Annotated in this window: 21 protein-coding genes and 1 pseudogene; 15 read left to right on the plus strand and 7 right to left on the minus strand. The window is 65.8% G+C overall.

Annotated features, from left to right (window positions below):
• From KGM94_RS01115 to KGM94_RS01150, 8 genes and pseudogenes are all read left to right on the plus strand, one after another.
• Window positions 1-233 (plus strand): annotated as a pseudogene (locus KGM94_RS01115) (cytochrome c oxidase subunit I); the annotation flags it as partial.
• A gap of 60 nt (window positions 234-293) precedes the next feature.
• Window positions 294-1,238 carry a heme o synthase gene (locus KGM94_RS01120; RefSeq protein WP_300254011.1) on the plus strand — a complete coding sequence of 315 codons (945 nt, stop codon included), beginning with the start codon at window positions 294-296 and terminating at the stop codon, window positions 1,236-1,238.
• Window positions 1,235-1,411 (plus strand): CoxF protein, encoded by a 177-nt coding sequence (locus KGM94_RS01125; RefSeq protein WP_300254013.1) that lies wholly within the window; start codon window positions 1,235-1,237, stop codon window positions 1,409-1,411. The genes KGM94_RS01120 and KGM94_RS01125 overlap by 4 nt, the downstream gene beginning before the upstream one ends.
• A gap of 5 nt (window positions 1,412-1,416) precedes the next feature.
• Complete coding sequence (locus KGM94_RS01130; protein WP_300254015.1) at window positions 1,417-2,064, plus strand: cytochrome c oxidase assembly protein; 648 nt, start codon at window positions 1,417-1,419, stop codon at window positions 2,062-2,064.
• 78 nt (window positions 2,065-2,142) lie between these two features.
• Window positions 2,143-3,039 carry a cytochrome c oxidase subunit 3 gene (locus KGM94_RS01135; protein WP_300254017.1) on the plus strand — a complete coding sequence of 299 codons (897 nt, stop codon included), beginning with the start codon at window positions 2,143-2,145 and terminating at the stop codon, window positions 3,037-3,039.
• Between the two features lie 76 nt (window positions 3,040-3,115).
• The gene (locus tag KGM94_RS01140) at window positions 3,116-3,502 is read left to right on the plus strand and encodes a DUF983 domain-containing protein (protein ID WP_300254019.1); all 387 of its coding nucleotides are present in this window, start codon (window positions 3,116-3,118) and stop codon (window positions 3,500-3,502) included.
• The gene (locus KGM94_RS01145; RefSeq protein WP_300254020.1) at window positions 3,499-4,275 is read left to right on the plus strand and encodes an SURF1 family cytochrome oxidase biogenesis protein; all 777 of its coding nucleotides are present in this window, start codon (window positions 3,499-3,501) and stop codon (window positions 4,273-4,275) included. The genes KGM94_RS01140 and KGM94_RS01145 overlap by 4 nt, the downstream gene beginning before the upstream one ends.
• Window positions 4,276-4,370: 95 nt before the next feature.
• Window positions 4,371-4,736 carry a nuclear transport factor 2 family protein gene (locus KGM94_RS01150; RefSeq protein WP_300254022.1) on the plus strand — a complete coding sequence of 122 codons (366 nt, stop codon included), beginning with the start codon at window positions 4,371-4,373 and terminating at the stop codon, window positions 4,734-4,736.
• A 35-nt stretch (window positions 4,737-4,771) separates the two neighbouring features.
• Here the strand turns inward: KGM94_RS01150 and KGM94_RS01155 are convergent, their stop codons facing one another.
• Window positions 4,772-5,566 (minus strand): HAMP domain-containing protein, encoded by a 795-nt coding sequence (locus tag KGM94_RS01155; protein ID WP_366526203.1) that lies wholly within the window; start codon window positions 5,564-5,566, stop codon window positions 4,772-4,774.
• 135 nt (window positions 5,567-5,701) lie between these two features.
• Here KGM94_RS01155 and KGM94_RS01160 point away from each other — a divergent pair, with 135 nt between their 5' ends.
• The 5 genes from KGM94_RS01160 to KGM94_RS01180 all read left to right on the plus strand — a co-directional run bounded on the left by KGM94_RS01160 (window position 5,702) and on the right by KGM94_RS01180 (window position 10,857).
• A complete protein-coding gene (locus tag KGM94_RS01160; RefSeq protein ID WP_300254026.1) occupies window positions 5,702-6,346 on the plus strand; it encodes a response regulator transcription factor in 645 nt (214 codons plus the stop codon).
• Window positions 6,347-6,734: 388 nt separating this feature from the next.
• The gene (gene thrC / locus KGM94_RS01165; protein ID WP_300254028.1) at window positions 6,735-8,153 is read left to right on the plus strand and encodes a threonine synthase; all 1,419 of its coding nucleotides are present in this window, start codon (window positions 6,735-6,737) and stop codon (window positions 8,151-8,153) included.
• Window positions 8,150-9,439 (plus strand): pitrilysin family protein, encoded by a 1,290-nt coding sequence (locus tag KGM94_RS01170; protein WP_300254030.1) that lies wholly within the window; start codon window positions 8,150-8,152, stop codon window positions 9,437-9,439. The genes thrC and KGM94_RS01170 overlap by 4 nt, the downstream gene beginning before the upstream one ends.
• A gap of 37 nt (window positions 9,440-9,476) precedes the next feature.
• A complete protein-coding gene (locus KGM94_RS01175; RefSeq protein WP_300254032.1) occupies window positions 9,477-10,064 on the plus strand; it encodes a GNAT family protein in 588 nt (195 codons plus the stop codon).
• A 121-nt stretch (window positions 10,065-10,185) separates the two neighbouring features.
• Entirely contained in the window at window positions 10,186-10,857 is a 672-nt protein-coding gene (locus KGM94_RS01180) for a hypothetical protein (protein ID WP_300254034.1), read from the plus strand.
• 140 nt (window positions 10,858-10,997) lie between these two features.
• Here KGM94_RS01180 and KGM94_RS01185 read toward each other — a convergent pair whose 3' ends face one another.
• From KGM94_RS01185 to KGM94_RS01205, 5 genes are all read right to left on the minus strand, one after another.
• Window positions 10,998-11,483, minus strand: a complete 486-nt coding sequence (locus KGM94_RS01185) for an ATP F0F1 synthase subunit B (RefSeq protein WP_300254036.1) — start codon at window positions 11,481-11,483, stop codon at window positions 10,998-11,000.
• 5 nt (window positions 11,484-11,488) lie between these two features.
• Window positions 11,489-12,055: a F0F1 ATP synthase subunit B gene (locus KGM94_RS01190; RefSeq protein ID WP_300254038.1), complete on the minus strand. Its 567-nt coding sequence runs from the start codon at window positions 12,053-12,055 to the stop codon at window positions 11,489-11,491.
• Between the two features lie 60 nt (window positions 12,056-12,115).
• Window positions 12,116-12,346: a F0F1 ATP synthase subunit C gene (locus KGM94_RS01195; RefSeq protein ID WP_007599451.1), complete on the minus strand. Its 231-nt coding sequence runs from the start codon at window positions 12,344-12,346 to the stop codon at window positions 12,116-12,118.
• Between the two features lie 51 nt (window positions 12,347-12,397).
• Window positions 12,398-13,147, minus strand: coding sequence for a F0F1 ATP synthase subunit A (locus KGM94_RS01200; RefSeq protein WP_300254055.1), 750 nt, complete (start codon window positions 13,145-13,147; stop codon window positions 12,398-12,400).
• Between the two features lie 104 nt (window positions 13,148-13,251).
• Window positions 13,252-13,626: an AtpZ/AtpI family protein gene (locus tag KGM94_RS01205; RefSeq protein WP_300254057.1), complete on the minus strand. Its 375-nt coding sequence runs from the start codon at window positions 13,624-13,626 to the stop codon at window positions 13,252-13,254.
• A 369-nt stretch (window positions 13,627-13,995) separates the two neighbouring features.
• Between KGM94_RS01205 and KGM94_RS01210 the strand changes: the two genes are divergently transcribed.
• Window positions 13,996-14,517 carry a hypothetical protein gene (locus KGM94_RS01210; RefSeq protein WP_300254059.1) on the plus strand — a complete coding sequence of 174 codons (522 nt, stop codon included), beginning with the start codon at window positions 13,996-13,998 and terminating at the stop codon, window positions 14,515-14,517.
• A gap of 17 nt (window positions 14,518-14,534) precedes the next feature.
• Window positions 14,535-15,008: a secondary thiamine-phosphate synthase enzyme YjbQ gene (locus tag KGM94_RS01215; protein WP_300254061.1), complete on the plus strand. Its 474-nt coding sequence runs from the start codon at window positions 14,535-14,537 to the stop codon at window positions 15,006-15,008.
• A 174-nt stretch (window positions 15,009-15,182) separates the two neighbouring features.
• Here the strand turns inward: KGM94_RS01215 and KGM94_RS01220 are convergent, their stop codons facing one another.
• Window positions 15,183-16,817 carry an MFS transporter gene (locus KGM94_RS01220; RefSeq protein ID WP_300254063.1) on the minus strand — a complete coding sequence of 545 codons (1,635 nt, stop codon included), beginning with the start codon at window positions 16,815-16,817 and terminating at the stop codon, window positions 15,183-15,185.
• Between the last annotated feature and the right edge of the window lie 53 nt (window positions 16,818-16,870).

Consider the following 16,870-nt stretch of genomic DNA (forward strand, 5'->3'; position numbering starts at 1 on the left):
GCCGCTATGTGGACTATCCCGACGCGTTCGCGGGCTGGAACTACGTCTCGTCGGTCGGCTCCTACATCTCCGGCTTCGGCGTGCTGATCTTCCTCTGGTGCGTGCTCGACGCCTTCATGCGCAAGCAGAAGGCTGCCGACAATCCCTGGGGTGCCGGCGCGACCACGCTGGAGTGGACGCTGCCCTCGCCGCCGCCCTTCCACCAGTTCGAAGTGCTGCCCCGCGTGCAGTAGGCAACATCGGCCGCGACGCCCCTCGACGCGCCGCGGCCCGATCTCGAAGCGAGTAAGCCCGTGTCGGTCATCGATCAAAACGCCATCGACGTCGGTCCCCGGATCTCCGAGGCCGACGTTGCCGACTACCTCGCGCTGTTGAAGCCGCGGGTGATGTCGCTGGTGATCTTCACCGCGCTGGTCGGGATGATGATGGCGCCCGGGCATTTCCATCCCGTGCTCGCGATCACCTCGCTGCTCTGCATCGCGGTCGGCGCCGGAGCCTCCGGCGCGCTCAACATGGCGCTCGAGGGCGACATCGACGCCAAGATGACGCGCACGGCCAACCGGCCGATTCCGCGCGGCCGCGTGACCCGGGCCGAAGCCATGGCATTCGGCGTGACGCTGTCGTTCTTCTCGGTGATGACGCTCGGCATCCTCGTCAACTGGATCGCGGGCGGCCTGCTTGCCTTCACCATCTTCTTCTACGTCGTGATCTACACGCTGCTCCTGAAGCGCTGGACCGCGCAGAACATCGTGATCGGGGGCGCGGCCGGTGCGCTGCCGCCGGTGGTCGCCTGGGCCGCGGTGACCGGCTCCGTCGCGGTCGAGCCGCTCCTGTTGTTCGCCATCATCTTCTTCTGGACGCCGCCGCATTTCTGGGCGCTGGCGCTGTTCCGTTCCGACGACTACGCCCGTGCCGGCGTGCCGATGCTGCCCGTCGTCGCCGGACCCGACGCCACGCGGCTGCAGATCCTGCTCTACACCGTCGTGCTGGTGGCGGTCGCCGCCGCGCCCTGGCCGCTCGGCTATTTCGACGCGGTCTACGGCATCGCCTCGCTCCTGCTCGGCGCCGGCATGCTGGCGCTCGCGATCAACGTCTATGTGTGCCGCGAGCGCGGCCAATCGCTGCGCGCGACCCGCAAGCTGTTCGCCTTCTCAATTCTTTATTTGTTCGCGCTGTTTGCGACCCTGCTCGTCGAGGTCGTGTTCCCGGCGCTTGCTTCGATGGCAGGGGGCGCATGACGCTGATTATGGCCGATCCACGCGAGCCAGAAGGAATAGTCCTCACCGAGGCGCAGAAGCGAAGCCGCCGTCAGCGTTCGATCGCGATCGCGCTGGCGCTCGGCGTGCTGGTGGTGTTGTTCTTCGCGGTCACCATGGTGAAGGGGCCGGCGGTGCTGCAACGGCCGTTGTGACAGGGATGGATCAGAAGCCGACCATATCGCAGGACGTCCGCCCGGCCGGGGCCGGCAAGGCCGCGCGCCGGGGTTTGGGGCGCGATGCGGTGGTGGCCTCGATCTGCGGCGCCATCGTGGCGCTGATGGTCGGCGCGTCCTATGCGGCGGTGCCGTTCTACAACTGGTTCTGCCGCACCACCGGCTTCAACGGCACGACGCAGGTCGCGACCGCGGCGCCGAAGACCGGGCCGATCGCGCGCAAGATCGCGGTGCGCTTCGATGCCAACGTCGCGCCCGGCCTGCCCTGGAAGTTCGAGCCGGAACAGACCGAGATCGAGGTCAATATCGGCCAGGTCGTGACGGTCTACTACACCGTGACCAACCAGGCGGCGCGCACCACGTCGGCGCAGGCGGCCTACAACGTCGCGCCGCTGACGGTCGGGTCCTACTTCCAGAAGATCAACTGCTTCTGCTTCACCGAGCAGACCATGGCGCCCGGAGAGAAGCGGGAGATGCCGGTGGTGTTCTACGTCGATCCGTCGATCGTCGACGACCACGACAATGACGGGCTCGGCACGATCACGCTTTCCTACACGTTCTATCCGCTGCGCGACCCGGCCGTGAAGCCGCTCGCGGCGGGCGAGAACGACAAACGCAAGGGCAATCTTTGATCGCCGGGACCGCTCCCGGGAGATCGACGTCATGGGGATGAGTGCCTGATGGGCACGGGCTTAAGGAGAACGACCGCAATGGCTACGGCGCAAGGCAAGCAACACGATTACCACCTGGTCGACCCCTCTCCGTGGCCGGCCGTCGGGGCGGTGTCGGCCTTCATCATGGCGGTCGGTGCGATCGCCTGGATGCATCACATGTTCAAGGGCGCGCCGATCGTGTTCGGCGTCGGCGTCATCGGTGTGCTCTACACCATGGCAAGCTGGTGGGGCGACGTGATCCGCGAGGCCCAGTACAAGGGCGACCACACCCGTGTCGTGCAGCTCCATCATCGCTACGGCATGATCCTGTTCATCGCCTCCGAGGTGATGTTCTTCGTCGCCTGGTTCTGGGCCTTCTTCAACTCGGCGCTGTTCCCGGCCGACGCCGTCCATGCCACCCGCGATGCGGTGTTCGGCTGCGGGCTCGGCACGCAGGCCGGCGCCTGCAGCGTGCCGGGCACCTGGCCGCCGAAGGGCATCGAGACCTTCGATCCCTGGCACCTGCCGCTGCTCAACACGCTGATCCTGCTGACCTCGGGCACCACGGTGACCTGGGCGCATCATGCGCTGCTCGAGAACGACCGGCAGGGCCTGAAATACGGCCTGATCCTCACCATCCTGCTGGGCGCGACCTTCACCTGCGTGCAGGCCTATGAGTACGGCCACGCGGCGTTCCACTTCTCCGGCAACGTCTACGGCGCGACCTTCTTCATGGCGACCGGCTTCCACGGTTTCCACGTGCTGATCGGAACCGTGTTCCTGACCGTCTGCCTGGTGCGCGCCTATGCCGGCCATTTCAGCCCGAAGCAGCATCTCGGCTTCGAGTTCGCCGCCTGGTACTGGCATTTCGTCGACGTGGTCTGGCTATTCCTGTTCCTCTGCATCTATGTCTGGGGCCGCGGCGTCGAGGTGGCGGCCCACGCCGCGCACTGACGAACGATCGATTGTGCTACAAGGGGCGGCCTTTACGGGCCGCCCCTTTCGCATCAGGGGAGGGGCAGGAGAGCGAATGACGGACCATCCTCCGACGACCGTGTTCCAGAGCGCGATGCGTGGGCTCGCCTGCAAATGCCCGCGCTGCGGTCAGGGCAAGCTGTTTGCGGGCTTTCTCACCCTGGCGCCACGCTGCGACCGTTGCGGCGTCGACTATGCCTTCATCGACACCGGCGACGGGCCGGCGATCTTCGTCATCATGCTGGCTGGCGCCATCGTGGTTGCTTGCGCGCTGATCGTCGAGGTCAAGTACCAGCCGCCGTTCTGGCTGCATGCGGCGCTGTGGCTGCCGCTGATCCTCGCCACCACGCTGCTGCCGCTGCGTGCGATGAAGTCGCTGCTGATCGCGCTGCAATTCCACCACAAGGCGGCGCCGGGCCGGCTGGTCGATCGGGCGAAATGAAGGGGACCGCGACGCGCAGGCCCGGCATCGCCGGCTTCGCCCTGTTCACGCTCGTCGTGACGGCGCTCTTCATCGCGCTCGGCATCTGGCAGTTGCAGCGCCGCGTCGCCAAGCACGCGCTGATCGCGGCGCTGACCGAGCGGCTGGCGGCCGCGCCCGTCGCCTTGCCGCCGCCCGCGCAATGGCCCGCGCTCAATCAGGCCGGCGACGAGTTTCGCCGCGTCACGCTGACCGCGAGCTACGCGCCGTTGCCGGACGCGATGGTCTACAGCTCCGGCTCCGCGATCCGCAAGGATGCCGCGAGCCCGGGCACCTGGGCCTTCCTGCCGGCGCGGCTCGCAAGCGGCGAGATGGTGGTGATCGATGCCGGCTTCGTCGAGAACACGATGCAGGATCGCGCCGTGCAGGATCGCGCGGTGGCAAAGCTCGTCACCGGGCAGCCGGCGGCGCTGACGGGCTATCTGCGCTTCCCGGAGGCACCGGGTCTCCTGACGCCGGCGGAAAACCGCGCCAGGCGGCTCTGGTTCGTGCGCGATCACCTCGCCATTGCCAGCGCGCTCGGCTGGGGGGCGGTCGCGCCGTTCTATATCGATCTGGAGCAGCCGATGCCGGAGAACGGCATCCCCCGGCCGGGGTCGCTCGACATCCATCTCAAGGACGACCACCTGCAATATGCAATCACCTGGTTCGCGCTCGCGGGCGCCGTGCTGATCGCGTTCGGGGTCTGGGTGAGGGGACGGCAGCGCGGACCTCCGCGGCAGGTTGGTTCCTGACCACCGGGATTGTCCGGGGCTATCATTCAGCCTCCGTTCACGCGTTAGATCATAAGCCGTCGTCGAATTTTCAGTGACCGAGCCGGAATTCCTGCGTGAGCGATTTCGATTCCATGGGGATTGTCGTCGACTGGCTGGACGCCTGTCGCAAGGGCGACCTGCAGTCGCTGCTGGACCTCTACGCCGACGACGCCGAGCTCGAATGCGAGTGCGACGGCACGCGCCTGTATCGCGGCCGCAGCGGGCTTGCGGACTATTGGGGGCCGCGGCTCGGCGGCTTCTCCTCGGCGGGCTTCGGCCTCGAGGAGCTCAGCCCGGCCCCGCACGGCGTCGAGCTCGAATATTCGATCGCGGGATCCCTGCGCATCCGTGCGATCTTCGGCTTCAATGCGGACGGCAAGATCTTCCAAACGCGGTGTACGCCGGGTCGGCAAAATCCGGGCGATTGCTGCACCTGCTAACATGATCCGGAAAGGTACGCGCTTTTCCGAAGCGGTCATGCTCGAGCGATGACCTGAACGCGATGACGGCTCGTCCCGATCTGATCGCGTTTGCCGAACAGGACCGGCCCGAGCTCATCGTGCAACTCGCGTGCGAGGGCCTGGCGCTCGTTGTCCTGCAACGACACCAGCCGGCGCAACAGGTCGCGATTGTCCTGGCTCATGCGATCGAGCGTGCGGGCCAGCGCATTGGCCTCCGCGCAGCTCTGCCGGATCTCCGGCGGTCCCTCGATCGGGATCATCTGTGCGTAATCCCCGCCTCGCATCCGTGTGAAGCCTTCGCCGAGATTTCGCAGGGGACGCAGCGCCGATCCCGCGATGGCGTAGACAATGACTCCGGTCAGCACCGCCAGCACCAGGACGAGGCCGCCGAACGCGAGAAAGCCGATCCATTTTTCGAAGAGGTCGGCCGACAGGTCAGGCGGGAGAACGATATCGCCGACGTGCTCGCCGTCGATCGTCACCGGAAATGCGGTCTCGACGTCGGGTACCGCGAGAAGGTCGACGAACCATTTCGGCACGCCATGTGGATTCTGCCGGAGGGCGGAGGCCGTCGAAGGTCGTAGCGGAACTGGTTCTGCCGAGCGGAATTGAATGGCGGCGGACTGATCGAGCGACTGTACGAACGCCTGCAAAATCCTGCGCGGATTCTCCGACGAGGCGAGCGCATCGTTCAGTGCCTGGGCAACCGCCGGGGCTGCCCGCCGCGCCGGCTGATGCTCGTCGATCAACTGATCGGTCGCGAACATCTGCAGGAGCGCGATACCCATGATCAGCGCGGCCAGGAACATCGCGCCGAGCGGGAAAAACAGTTGCGCTCTGAAGGAAAGTCGCTTCCACATTAGGTCAATTCTAGCGAGTATCGGCGCAATTCCGCCCGTGCATCTTTTCCCGCCGGGTTATCTGTTCGGTAGAAAGAGCCAGCAATGCAAGATACGCCTAAACCGGCGACCAGGGTACTGATCGTCGACGACCATCCCGTGGTCCTCTCCGGTTGCAGAACCCTGTTTGCGGCGGATCATTCGATCCGGATCGACGAGGCGAGCGACGCCAGATCCGGGCACCGTGCCTTCATCAGCAGGCGTCCGGACGTGACCGTCATCGACATCAGCCTGCCCGATGTCTCCGGCTTCGAGTTGATGCGTCGCATCCGCAAGGACGATCCCGACGCCAAGATCATCATGTTCAGCATGAACGACGACCCGGCCTTCGTGGTGCGGGCGGTCGAGTTGGGGGCGCAGGGCTATGTGTCCAAGGGCGATGACCCGCGAATTCTGCTGAAGGCTGTCCGCAAGGTCGCGGCCGGCGACAACTTCATCTCGCCGCAGCTGGCCGAGGCCGTGACGTTCTCGGGTGCCGCAATCAAGGCGAATCCGGCATCGCAGATGACGCCGCGCGAGCTCGAAATTCTTCGCCTGCTGGGGCGCGGCAACAAGATCGTCGAGGTCGCCGAAGCGCTCGGCATTTCCTACAAGACCGTCGCCAACACCACGTCGCTGCTCAAGCAGAAGCTCGGCGCGAAGAACCATTCCGACCTGATCCGGATCGCCGTGTCGATCGGGATGGGCTGACGGCGCCAACAGGCCGCCGGCGGCCGCGGGGCACGTCCGCATCGTCCCTGAGACGGACCGGGAAAAACCGGAACATTCGGCGCCGCTTGCCGTTTTTGCCCTTGACGATCAGATGACGGACGACCAAAGCTCACGGCGACCAAGCAAGGGTTTCGCCGCGATCGAGCCCCCAAGGAGATAATGAAGGTCTGCACAGATCAACGACAGACCCTTCCAAGAGAGGGCTGCGGACACTCCCGCAGCCCTTTTTTGCGTCACGCCGGGTGCGACGGGGACGGTTTCCCGATGCCGCAAAACGCTTTATGGTGCCGCCCGCAGCCTGTTGTTGCAAACTAGGAACTTATATAAATCAAAGGCTTAGGCTTGTAGCCGGCCTTTGGAGGGCGGATTGACGCGGTATATTTCAACCCGGGGCGAAGCCCCCGAGCTTGGCTTTTGCGACGTGATGCTGGCCGGGCTTGCCCGCGACGGCGGCCTCTACGTGCCGGTCGTATGGCCGCAGCTTTCGGCCGAGACTATCGCCGGCTTTTTCGGCCGTCCCTACTGGGAGGTCGCGGTCGATGTGATCCGCCCCTTCACGGGCGGCGAGATTTCGGACGCCGAGCTCGGCCGCATGGCGAACGAGGCCTATGCCACGTTCCGCCATCCGGCCGTGGTGCCGCTGCGCCAGATGTCGCCGCACCAGTTCGTGCTCGAGCTGTTCCACGGCCCGACGCTCGCGTTCAAGGACGTGGCGATGCAGCTGATCTCGCGGCTGATGGACCACGTGCTGGCGAGCCGCGGGCAGCGCATCACCATCGTGGTCGCGACCTCCGGCGACACCGGCGGCGCCGCGGTGGAGGCCTTTGCCAGTCTCGAGAATGTCGATCTGATCGTGCTGTTTCCGCACGGGCGCATCTCCGACGTGCAGCGGCGGATGATGACCACGACCGGCGCGGCCAACGTGCATGCGCTCGCCATCGAGGGTACCTTCGACGATTGCCAGGCCATCGTGAAGGGAATGTTCAACCATCACCGCTTCCGCGATGCGACCGCGCTGTCCGGCGTCAACTCCATCAACTGGGCCCGCATCGTCGCGCAGGTGGTCTATTACTTCACCTCGGCGGTCGCGCTCGGCGCGCCGGCGCGGCAGGTCGACTTCACCGTGCCGACCGGCAATTTCGGCGACATCTTCGCGGGCTATGTCGCCAAGCGCATGGGCCTGCCGGTGCGGACCTTGCGCATCGCCGCCAACGTCAACGACATCCTGGCGCGTACGCTCAAGACCGGCATCTACGAGGTGCGCGAGGTGCACGCCACCGCGTCGCCTTCGATGGACATCCAGATCTCCTCGAATTTCGAGCGGCTGCTGTTCGAGGCCGGCGCGCGCGACGCGACCGGAGTCCGACGGCTGATGGACTCGCTGAAGCAGTCGGGCCGCTTCGTGCTGCCGGATCGCCTCTTGGCTGCGATCCGCGAGGAGTTCGACGCGGGGCGCGCGGACGAGACGGAGACCTCGGCCGCGATCCGTGCCGCCTGGCGCGAGGCCGGCGAGCTCGTCGATCCCCACACCGCGGTGGCGCTGGCGGTAGCCGATCGCGACACGACCGACACGAGCGTGCCCAACATCGTGCTGTCCACCGCGCATCCGGCGAAATTTCCGGACGCGGTCGAGGCCGCCTGCGGCATGCGGCCGCAACTTCCTGCCTGGCTCGACGGCTTGATGACCAAATCCGAACACATGAGGGTGGTGAAGAACGATCAGGCCGAGGTGGAGCGGTTCGTGTTGTCGGTCAGCCGGGCGACAAAGCAGGGAGTTGCCGGATGAGCGTCGAGATATCCAAGCTTGCCTCCGGCCTCACCGTCGTCACCGACAACATGTCCCATGTCGAGACCGCTGCGCTCGGCGTCTGGGCGGGCGTCGGCGGCCGCGACGAGAGGCCGAACGAGCACGGCATCTCGCATCTGCTCGAGCACATGGCCTTCAAGGGCACGACGCGCCGCTCCTCGCGCGAGATCGTCGAGGAGATCGAGGCCGTCGGCGGCGACCTCAATGCCGGTACCTCGACCGAGACGACGTCCTATTACGCGCGGGTGATGAAGGCCGACGTGCCGCTCGCGCTCGACGTGCTCTCCGACATCCTCGCCAATCCCGCCTTCGAGCCGGACGAGCTCGAGCGCGAGAAGAACGTCATCGTGCAGGAGATCGGCGCAGCCCAGGACACGCCCGACGACGTCGTGTTCGAACACCTCAACGAGCTCTGCTACCCGGATCAGCCGATGGGCCGCTCGCTGCTCGGCACCGCGAAGACGCTGCGCAGCTTCAACCGCGACATGCTGCGCGGCTATCTGTCGACGCATTATCGCGGGCCCGACATGGTGGTGGCCGCGGCCGGCGCGGTCGATCACGGCCAGGTCGTAGCCGAGGTCGAGAAGCGGTTCGCGGGCTTCGAGGCTGCGCCGGGGCCGAAGCCGCAGTCCGCGCAGTTCGGCAAGGGCGGCGCGAAGGTGGTGCACCGCGAACTCGAGCAGGCGCATCTGACGCTGGCGCTGGAGGGCGTGCCGCAGACCGACCTGTCCCTGTTCTCGCTTCAAGTGTTCACCAACATCATCGGCGGCGGGATGTCCTCGCGGCTGTTCCAGGAGGTGCGGGAGAAGCGCGGTCTCTGCTACTCGATCTACAGCTTCCACGCGCCCTACACCGACACTGGTTTTTTCGGCCTCTATACCGGCACCGACCCCGCTGACGCGCCGGAGATGATGGAAGTGGTCGTCGACGTCATGAACGATTCGGTCGAGACGTTGACGGAAGCCGAAATCGCGCGGGCGAAGGCGCAGATGAAGGCCGGCCTTTTGATGGCGCTGGAAAGCTGCAGCTCGCGCGCGGAGCAACTCGCCCGCCACGTGCTGGCCTATGGGCGGCCGCAGACCGTGCAGGAACTGGTGGCCCGGATCGACGCGGTCAGCGTCGAATCGACCCGGAACGCGGCCCGGGCGCTGTTGTCGCGCAGCCGGCCGGCCGTGGTGGCCCTGGGCAGCGGCAGGGGTCTGGACACGGCGGTCTCTTTTGCGGAAGGATTGACCCGGGCGCGCGCCAAGGCACGGCTGCACTAGCAGACGTGCCGGCGGGCCGCGCCCCCGGAAGCATCACATGGCCCTCTTTCGCTTGCCCTCCAGTGGACCCGCCGCCCTTGCCCCGCGCGGCAACGGGCTGCTGCTGCGGGCGCCCCAGATGTCGGATTTCCTGCAATGGGCGCATTTGCGCGAAAGCAGCCGCGACTATCTGACGCCCTGGGAGCCGATCTGGCCGTCGGATGATCTCACCCGCTCGGGCTTCCGCCGGCGCCTGCGCCGCTACACCGAGGACATCGCGGCCGACCGCTCCTATCCGTTCCTGGTGTTCCGCGAACTCGACGGCGCCATGGTCGGCGGCATCACGCTCGCCAATGTCCGGCGCGGCATCGTCCAGGCCGGCACCATCGGCTACTGGGTCGGGCAGCCCTACGCCCATCGCGGCTATATGACCGCGGCGCTGCGGGTGCTGCTGCCGACGCTGTTCGGCGAGCTCAACCTGCACCGCGTGGAGGCCGCCTGCATCCCGACCAATGCGCCGTCGATCCGGGTGCTGGAGAAGTGCGGCTTCTCCCGCGAAGGCCTGGCGCGCCGCTACCTTTGCATCAACGGGGTCTGGCAGGACCACGTGCTGTTCGGTCTGCTGCACGAGGATTTCCGCGGCTGATGCGGTCGTCGCGAAGGTCGTTTCTGCGGCCAAAGTCTGCGGCAGGGGCCGCCGTTATGCCTTGGGTTCGCCGATTTTGGCGATATAACGCGGCCGGACCGGAGAACCACCGGGCATTCTCATGGAGTACGAAGCCTTGCTGATGAAGGAGCTTCGAAAGTCGTCGGTCGGACGACGAGGTGCGGGGATCGCGTTCGCGCTCGCAGTCGGCCTGGCGGCCGCAGCATCGCCCGCGGCGGCGCAGTCGCTGACCGATCGGTTCAAGAGCTTGTTCGGCGGCAAGTCGGATCAGCCCGCGCAGACCACGACGCCGGCTCCGGGGCAGCCGGCAGAGGCGGAAATCGACTGTCCGCAGGTCACCATCCGTGCCGGCGCGTCGACCTATGCGGTCGCGGCCGCCGGCAAGCAGGCGGTCGGCAACGACGTGCGCTACCAGGCCTCCATCACCAAGATGGCGCGTGAGTGCGCTCGCAATGGCGGCGAGATCACGGCGCGTGTCGGCATCCAGGGCCGTGTCGTCGCCGGACCCGCCGGGGCCCCGTCATCGGTTGAAATCCCGTTGCGCGTCGCCGTGGTGCTGGGCGGCATCGGCGAGAAGGTGATCGCGTCGAAGGCCTATCGCACCACCGTCGAAATGTCCGAGGACGGCAGCGTCCCCTTCACCTTCGTCGCGGAGGACATCGTCTATCCGGTGCCCTCGGCCGCGGTCGCGGACAATTACATCTTCTATGTCGGCTTCGATCCGCAGGCGCTGTCGGCCGGACCGAAGGTGCACCCGAAAAGGAAGAAATGATTGACTGTGCCCCGGCTCTGAGGGGCAGCGTTGCACGCTGCACTGCGTCCGGGACACCGACCGGCGGATTCCACTTCCGGTGATCCAAATAAAGAAGCCGGCGCTTTCGCGCCGGCTGATCTGTTCTTGCGGCGGTCTCGTCAGTTCAGCTTCTGCCGAACCTCGGCGATGCCCTTGGCGAGCAGCTCGTCGGAGACCTGGCCCTTGACCGACTGCGACAGGATGCGGGATGCAGCCTGCACTGCGGCTTCCGCGGCCGCTGCGCGGACGTCGGCGAGCGCCTGGGCCTCGGCGAGCGCGATCTTGCTCTCCGCGGTCTTGGTGCGACGGGCGACGAAGTCCTCCATCTTGGTCCGGGCCTCGGCAGCGATGCGTTCGGCCTCGGCCTTGGCACCGGCGACGATCTCCTGGGCCTCGCGTTCGGCCGTGGCGCTGCGGGCCTTGTAGCCAGCGAGCACCTTGGCCGCCTCCTCCTTGAGGCGCAAGGCGTCGTCGAGCTCGGCCTTGATGCGTGCGGCGCGATGATCGAGCGCCGTCAGCACGGTCTTGTGCACGCCGATATAGGCGAACACCCCCATCAGGATGACGAAGGCGACGGCGACCCAGAATTCCGGCTCGGTGAACATCTCGACTAACCCTTCAAGGACGCATCGACCGCGGCGTCGACCGACTTGGCGTCGGGGACGACCCCGGTCAGCCGCTGCACGATCGTGCTGGCCGCGTCGGCCGCGATGCCGCGGACGTTGCTCATGGCGGTCGTGCGCGTCGTGGCGATGGTCTTCTCCGCCGCGGCGAGCTTGGCCGTCAGTTGGTCTTCCAGCGCCTTGCGCTCGGCTTCGGCCTGTGCGTTCAGCTTGTCGCGGGTCTCGTTGCTGATCGCCTGTGCCCGCGAGCGCGCCGCAGCGAGCTCGCCTTCATAGGCCTTCAGCGCCGCATCCGACTGGTCCTTCAGCTTCTGCGCTTCGGCCAGGTCGCCCTCGATCTTGTTCTGGCGCGCCTCGATCACGCCGCCGACACGCGGCAGCGCGACCCGGGACACGATCAGGTAGAGCGCGACGAAAGCGATCGCCAGCGACACCAGCTGCGAGGCGAAGGTGCTGCTTTCGAACGGCGGAAAGCCGCCGCCGTGGTGGCCGCCGTCGGCCTCGGTGTGGGCGCCGGCCGGTTGGCCTTTTGCCCCGCCATGACTCTCAGCCATGGTGTTCTCCTGTTGCTGTCATGCGCGCCGCCCGAGGTTTCGGGCGGCACGAAGGCGTCCTCAGAGCGGAACGAACAGCAGAAGCAGCGCGATCAGCAGCGAGAAGATGCCGAGCGCCTCGGTCACGGCGAAGCCGAAGATCAGGTTGCCGAACTGGCCCTGGGCGGCTGACGGATTGCGCACCGCCGCGGCAAGGTAGTTGCCGAAGATGACGCCCACGCCGACGCCCGCACCGCCCATGCCGATGCACGCGATGCCCGCGCCGATAAGTTTTGCTGCTGCCGGATCCATTTTTGACTCCTTGAAAGAAAGACAGGTGTGGGTGGAAATTCCCCGGACCGCTCAGTGTCCCGGATGAATGGCGTCGTTGAGGTAGATGCAGGTCAGGATCGCAAACACGTAGGCTTGCAGGAAGGCGACCAGCAGTTCGAGCGCGGTCAGCGCGACGGTCAGCGCCAGCGGCATCACGCCGCCGATCCAGCCGACGGCGCCGAGCGAGACGCCGAGCATGGCGACGAAGCCCGCGAACACCTTCAGCGCGATGTGGCCGGCCAGCATGTTGGCGAACAGACGCACGCTGTGCGAGACCGGCCGCAGGAAGAACGACAGGATCTCGATGAACATGACCAGCGGCAGGATGTAGCCCGGAACGCCCGACGGCACGAACAGCTTGAAGAACTTCAGGCCGTTCTTGGCGACGCCGTAGATCAGCACCGTGACGAACACCAGGAGCGCGAGCGCCGCGGTGACGATGATGTGGCTCGAGACCGTGAAGGCGTAGGGGATGATGCCCACCAGATTCGAGACGCAGATGAACATGAACAGCGAGAAGATCAGCGGGAAGAACTTCATGCCCTCCGCGCCGGCGGTGCTGCGGATGGTGCTGGCGACGAATTCGTAGGAGAGTTCGGCTACCGACTGCAGGCGCCCGGGAACCAGTTGCTTGCCGCTGGTCAGCATCAGCAGCGTGATCACCGCGACGGCCACCAGCATATAGAGCGATGAATTCGTGAACGCGATCGTGTGATTGCCGATGTGGCCGATCGTGAACAGGGGCTCGATGTTGAACTGGTGAATCGGGTCGATTTTCATCCGCGCGACATCTTTCGGTCTGCCGGCAAGCCGGCTGGTCTCGATCTGCCGGCCTTACCCGGCGCGTACCGGTGAGGCCGGCACGAAAAACTCAACTGGCGAGGCTACGAACCGCTGCGCCTGCCTTGACCCGCGCCGGCCGACCTCACCACGTTCACCACGCCGGCCACGAAGCCCAGCAGCAGGAACACGATGAATCCGAAAGGCGACGTCGACAGCAAGCGGTCGAAACCCCAGCCAATCCCCGCCCCGACAGCGACCCCGGCGATCAACTCGGAGGAAAGCCGGAAACCCAGCGCCATCGCCGAGGCTCTGGCTGCTCCGTCCCCACCTTCACCTGCTGGTTGCTCCGTCTTCGTCCGGCGGTCCCGAAATTCGGACAACCGCTGATTCAGACTTCCGAGCCTTGCGGAAAGCGCAGCTTCCTCGGGCGATTTATCGCCATTTCCATTCTCGCCGTGTCTCGTGCCCTGAGCCATGCAACGAAGACCCGAAACGCGCGGTTGAATGGAAACTACGCCCGCCACCCTCAAAAGCCGCGCGGACCATACTGACCGCATCTAGCCAAGTCAAGATTGCGTGTGGCTTGTCTATGATGTTGATTTATTTGAAATTTCCTCTGTTTCGGCTGCCGTTGCGCAGGAAGCGACGCCGCACCGCAGCAGCTTGTACGACCGCCGCACGATGCCGTGCGCGCCCGATCCGGGTCGGCGTGCGATCGGGAGGTTCGCAATCATCCTCCGTGGCCCGCGTTTTTCGCCTCCACGCGCGCCTGCCGAGCGGTGCACCCCTTCGCACGCCGGTGTAGGATGACGTCAACCCGATGAACTCTTCGACGGAGCAGCTCGATGCGACGGGCGACGTCATCCACAATATCATTGTTCGCGACTGCGGTCGCGGTCGTGGCCCTTGCGCTATGCGGAGGCCTTGTCGCGGCGCAATCGGCGCCTGACGGCGAAAATGGCCGCTACACCATGACTCCAACGCCGGAAGGCGTGCTCCGGCTGGATACGCGCACCGGCACCGTGTCCACCTGCAGCAAGAATGGCGCCGGCTGGGCCTGCTACGCCGTGCCCGACGAGCGCTCCGCGCTCGATGCCGAGATCGGCAGGCTGCAGGCCGAGGTCGAGAAGTTGAAGGCGGAGCTGGCGGCCGGACCCAGGGTTTCCGGCAAGATCGATGACGCGATGCCGAAGTCGGACTCGCTGAAGCCGCCGGAGCCCAAGGCCGCGGAAGGCGAGCGCAAGTTCGAGATCCCGCTGCCGAGCGACCAGGACGTCGATCGCGTGATGTCGTTCCTGGAACGGGCCTGGCGGCGGTTGATCGAGATGGCCAACCGCGTCCAGAAGGACGTGTCGGGCAGGATTTGATCGGCCGCGGAGCATTCATGACACAGGCGAAATCCGTTTCGCGCTCCGCCCCTTCCGCCGTGCAGCCGTCCACGATTACTACGGCGTTGCTGACGGTGCAGACGCCGGGCCGCGGCTTCGTCGATCTCACGGCCGAGGCGGCGACGTTTCTGCGCGACGCCGGGGCGAAGGAGGGGGCGCTGACGCTGTTTGTCCGGCACACGTCGGCGTCGCTGACGATCCAGGAGAATGCCGACCCGTCGGTGCTCGACGATCTCGCCACCGCGCTGTCGCGGCTCGCCCCGGAAGACGCCGGCTGGACCCACGACACCGAGGGGCCGGACGACATGCCGGCGCACATCAAGACCATGCTGACGGGGACCTCGCTGCAGGTGCCGGTCCTGAAGGGCGCGCTCGCGCTCGGGACGTGGCAGGCGCTCTACCTGGTCGAGCACCGCAGCCGCCCGCACCGGCGCGAGGTCGTGCTGCAATTCATCGGCGAGGGCCGATGACGGAATGAAGGGGATCGCCTTCGTGAACGATGCATGATGAAAAAGGGCGGATGAACCCCGGTCGTTCCCGATGCCGTATCCGCGTGCTGATCTGAGCGCGGTTCGAAGGCGGCGCAAAAAGATGCGGCCGCAGGGAAGCCCTGCGGCCGCATGTTGTGTGGAGCCAGAGCCCCGTCAGGTCTTGGTGATGTCGACGTCCTTGGTTTCCGGCAGGAACAGGAGGCCGATGATGAGGCTCATAATGGCGACACCGACCGGGTACCAGAGGCCCGAGTAGATGTTTCCGGTCGCCGCTACGATCGCGAACACCGTCGCGGGCAGGAAGCCGCCGAACCAGCCGTTGCCGATGTGGTAGGGCAGCGACATACTGCTGTAGCGGATGCGGCTCGGGAACAGTTCAACCAGCCACGCCGCGATCGGGGCGTAGACCAGCGTCACGTAGACCACCAGGATCCAGAGCAGCACCGTCGTCATTACATAGTTGATGTCGTTGGGGTCGGCACTTGCCGGATAGCCGTGGCCCTTGACCGCCGCGGGCAGCGCTTTGGCGAAGTCCGCCGCAGTTGCGGTCAGCGTCGTATCGCCGATCTTCACCTGCGCAGGCGTTCCCTTCGGCGCCTCCTGGTTGGCATAGTTCACGGACAGGTTGACCAGGGCCGACTTCGCGATGTCGCAGCCGGTGGTGAATTTCTCGGTTCCGGTCGCCTTGAACTGGAACGAGCATTCGCCCGGGTCGGCAATCACGGTCACCGGCGACGATGCCAGCGCGGCTTCGAGCTTCGGGTTGGCGAAGTGGGTAATCCCCTTGAAGATGGGGAAGTAGGTCGCCGCCGCGAGCAGGAAGCCAGCCAGGATAATCGGTTTTCGGCCGATCTTGTCGGACAGCGCGCCGAAGATGATGAAGAAGGGCGTGCCGAGCGCCAGCGCGATCACGATCAGGATCTGAGCGGTCACGCCAGGCACCTTTAGGGTCTGCGTCAGGAAGAACAGCGCATAGAACTGTCCGCCGTACCACACCACGGCTTCGCCAGCGGTCGCGCCGAGCAGCGCGAAGATCGCGATCTTGGCATTCGACCATTCCGCGAAGGACTCGGTCAGCGGCCGCTTCGAGGTCTTTCCTTCTTCCTTCATGCGCTGGAAGATCGGCGACTCGTTCAAGCTCAAGCGGATCCAGATCGAGATCAGCAGGAGGAGTCCGGACGCCAGGAACGGGATGCGCCAGCCCCACTCGCCGAAGGCATCTTCGCCCATCGCCGTGCGGATGGCGAGAATGAGCAGCAGCGCCATGAACAGGCCGAGCGTGGCGGTCGTCTGAATCCACGACGTGTAGTAGCCGCGCTTGTCCTGCGGCGCATGTTCAGCGACGTAGGTTGCCGCGCCGCCGTACTCGCCGCCCAGCGCGAGGCCCTGCACCAGACGCAATCCGATCAGCACGATCGGCGCGGCGATGCCCCAGGTCGCGTAACCCGGGATCAGGCCGATGAAGAAGGTGCCGATGCCCATCAGGGTCATGGTGATCAGGAACGTGTACTTGCGGCCGATCATGTCGCCGAGACGGCCGAAGATCAGCGCGCCGAAGGGCCGGACCGCAAAGCCGGCGGCGAATGCCAGCAGCGCGAAGATGAAGCCAACGTTCGCGGGCACGTTGGAGAAGAAGTATTTTGCGAGGAACGCGCCCAGCGTGCCGTAGATGTAGAAATCGTACCACTCGAACACGGTGCCGAGCGAAGATGCGAAAATCACCTTTCGCTCTTCCGCCGTCATACCCCTTCTGCGTACGTTGCCGCCTGCAGTTGCAGCCATTGTCATCGTCTCGCTCCCAAATAGCTTTGCGCCAACTCAGGCGCCCGGATTGCTGCCGG

Origin of the sequence: Bradyrhizobium sp. (assembly GCF_028868675.1) — a bacterium.
GTDB lineage: Bacteria > Pseudomonadota > Alphaproteobacteria > Rhizobiales > Xanthobacteraceae > Bradyrhizobium.

Coding starts and splice junctions, on each gene's coding strand:
- KGM94_RS01160 (WP_300254026.1), top strand. CDS start 5,702: ATGCAAGATACGCCTAAACCGGCGACCAGGGTACTGATCGTCGACGAC.
- KGM94_RS01125 (WP_300254013.1), top strand. CDS start 1,235: ATGACGCTGATTATGGCCGATCCACGCGAGCCAGAAGGAATAGTCCTC.
- KGM94_RS01180 (WP_300254034.1), top strand. CDS start 10,186: ATGGAGTACGAAGCCTTGCTGATGAAGGAGCTTCGAAAGTCGTCGGTC.
- KGM94_RS01135 (WP_300254017.1), top strand. CDS start 2,143: ATGGCTACGGCGCAAGGCAAGCAACACGATTACCACCTGGTCGACCCC.
- KGM94_RS01210 (WP_300254059.1), top strand. CDS start 13,996: ATGCGACGGGCGACGTCATCCACAATATCATTGTTCGCGACTGCGGTC.
- KGM94_RS01215 (WP_300254061.1), top strand. CDS start 14,535: ATGACACAGGCGAAATCCGTTTCGCGCTCCGCCCCTTCCGCCGTGCAG.
- KGM94_RS01170 (WP_300254030.1), top strand. CDS start 8,150: ATGAGCGTCGAGATATCCAAGCTTGCCTCCGGCCTCACCGTCGTCACC.
- KGM94_RS01195 (WP_007599451.1), bottom strand. CDS start 12,346: ATGGATCCGGCAGCAGCAAAACTTATCGGCGCGGGCATCGCGTGCATC.
- KGM94_RS01200 (WP_300254055.1), bottom strand. CDS start 13,147: ATGAAAATCGACCCGATTCACCAGTTCAACATCGAGCCCCTGTTCACG.
- KGM94_RS01220 (WP_300254063.1), bottom strand. CDS start 16,817: ATGACAATGGCTGCAACTGCAGGCGGCAACGTACGCAGAAGGGGTATG.
- KGM94_RS01190 (WP_300254038.1), bottom strand. CDS start 12,055: ATGGCTGAGAGTCATGGCGGGGCAAAAGGCCAACCGGCCGGCGCCCAC.
- KGM94_RS01130 (WP_300254015.1), top strand. CDS start 1,417: ATGGATCAGAAGCCGACCATATCGCAGGACGTCCGCCCGGCCGGGGCC.
- KGM94_RS01205 (WP_300254057.1), bottom strand. CDS start 13,626: ATGGCTCAGGGCACGAGACACGGCGAGAATGGAAATGGCGATAAATCG.
- KGM94_RS01140 (WP_300254019.1), top strand. CDS start 3,116: ATGACGGACCATCCTCCGACGACCGTGTTCCAGAGCGCGATGCGTGGG.
- KGM94_RS01145 (WP_300254020.1), top strand. CDS start 3,499: ATGAAGGGGACCGCGACGCGCAGGCCCGGCATCGCCGGCTTCGCCCTG.
- KGM94_RS01155 (WP_366526203.1), bottom strand. CDS start 5,566: ATGTTCCTGGCCGCGCTGATCATGGGTATCGCGCTCCTGCAGATGTTC.
- KGM94_RS01175 (WP_300254032.1), top strand. CDS start 9,477: ATGGCCCTCTTTCGCTTGCCCTCCAGTGGACCCGCCGCCCTTGCCCCG.
- KGM94_RS01185 (WP_300254036.1), bottom strand. CDS start 11,483: ATGTTCACCGAGCCGGAATTCTGGGTCGCCGTCGCCTTCGTCATCCTG.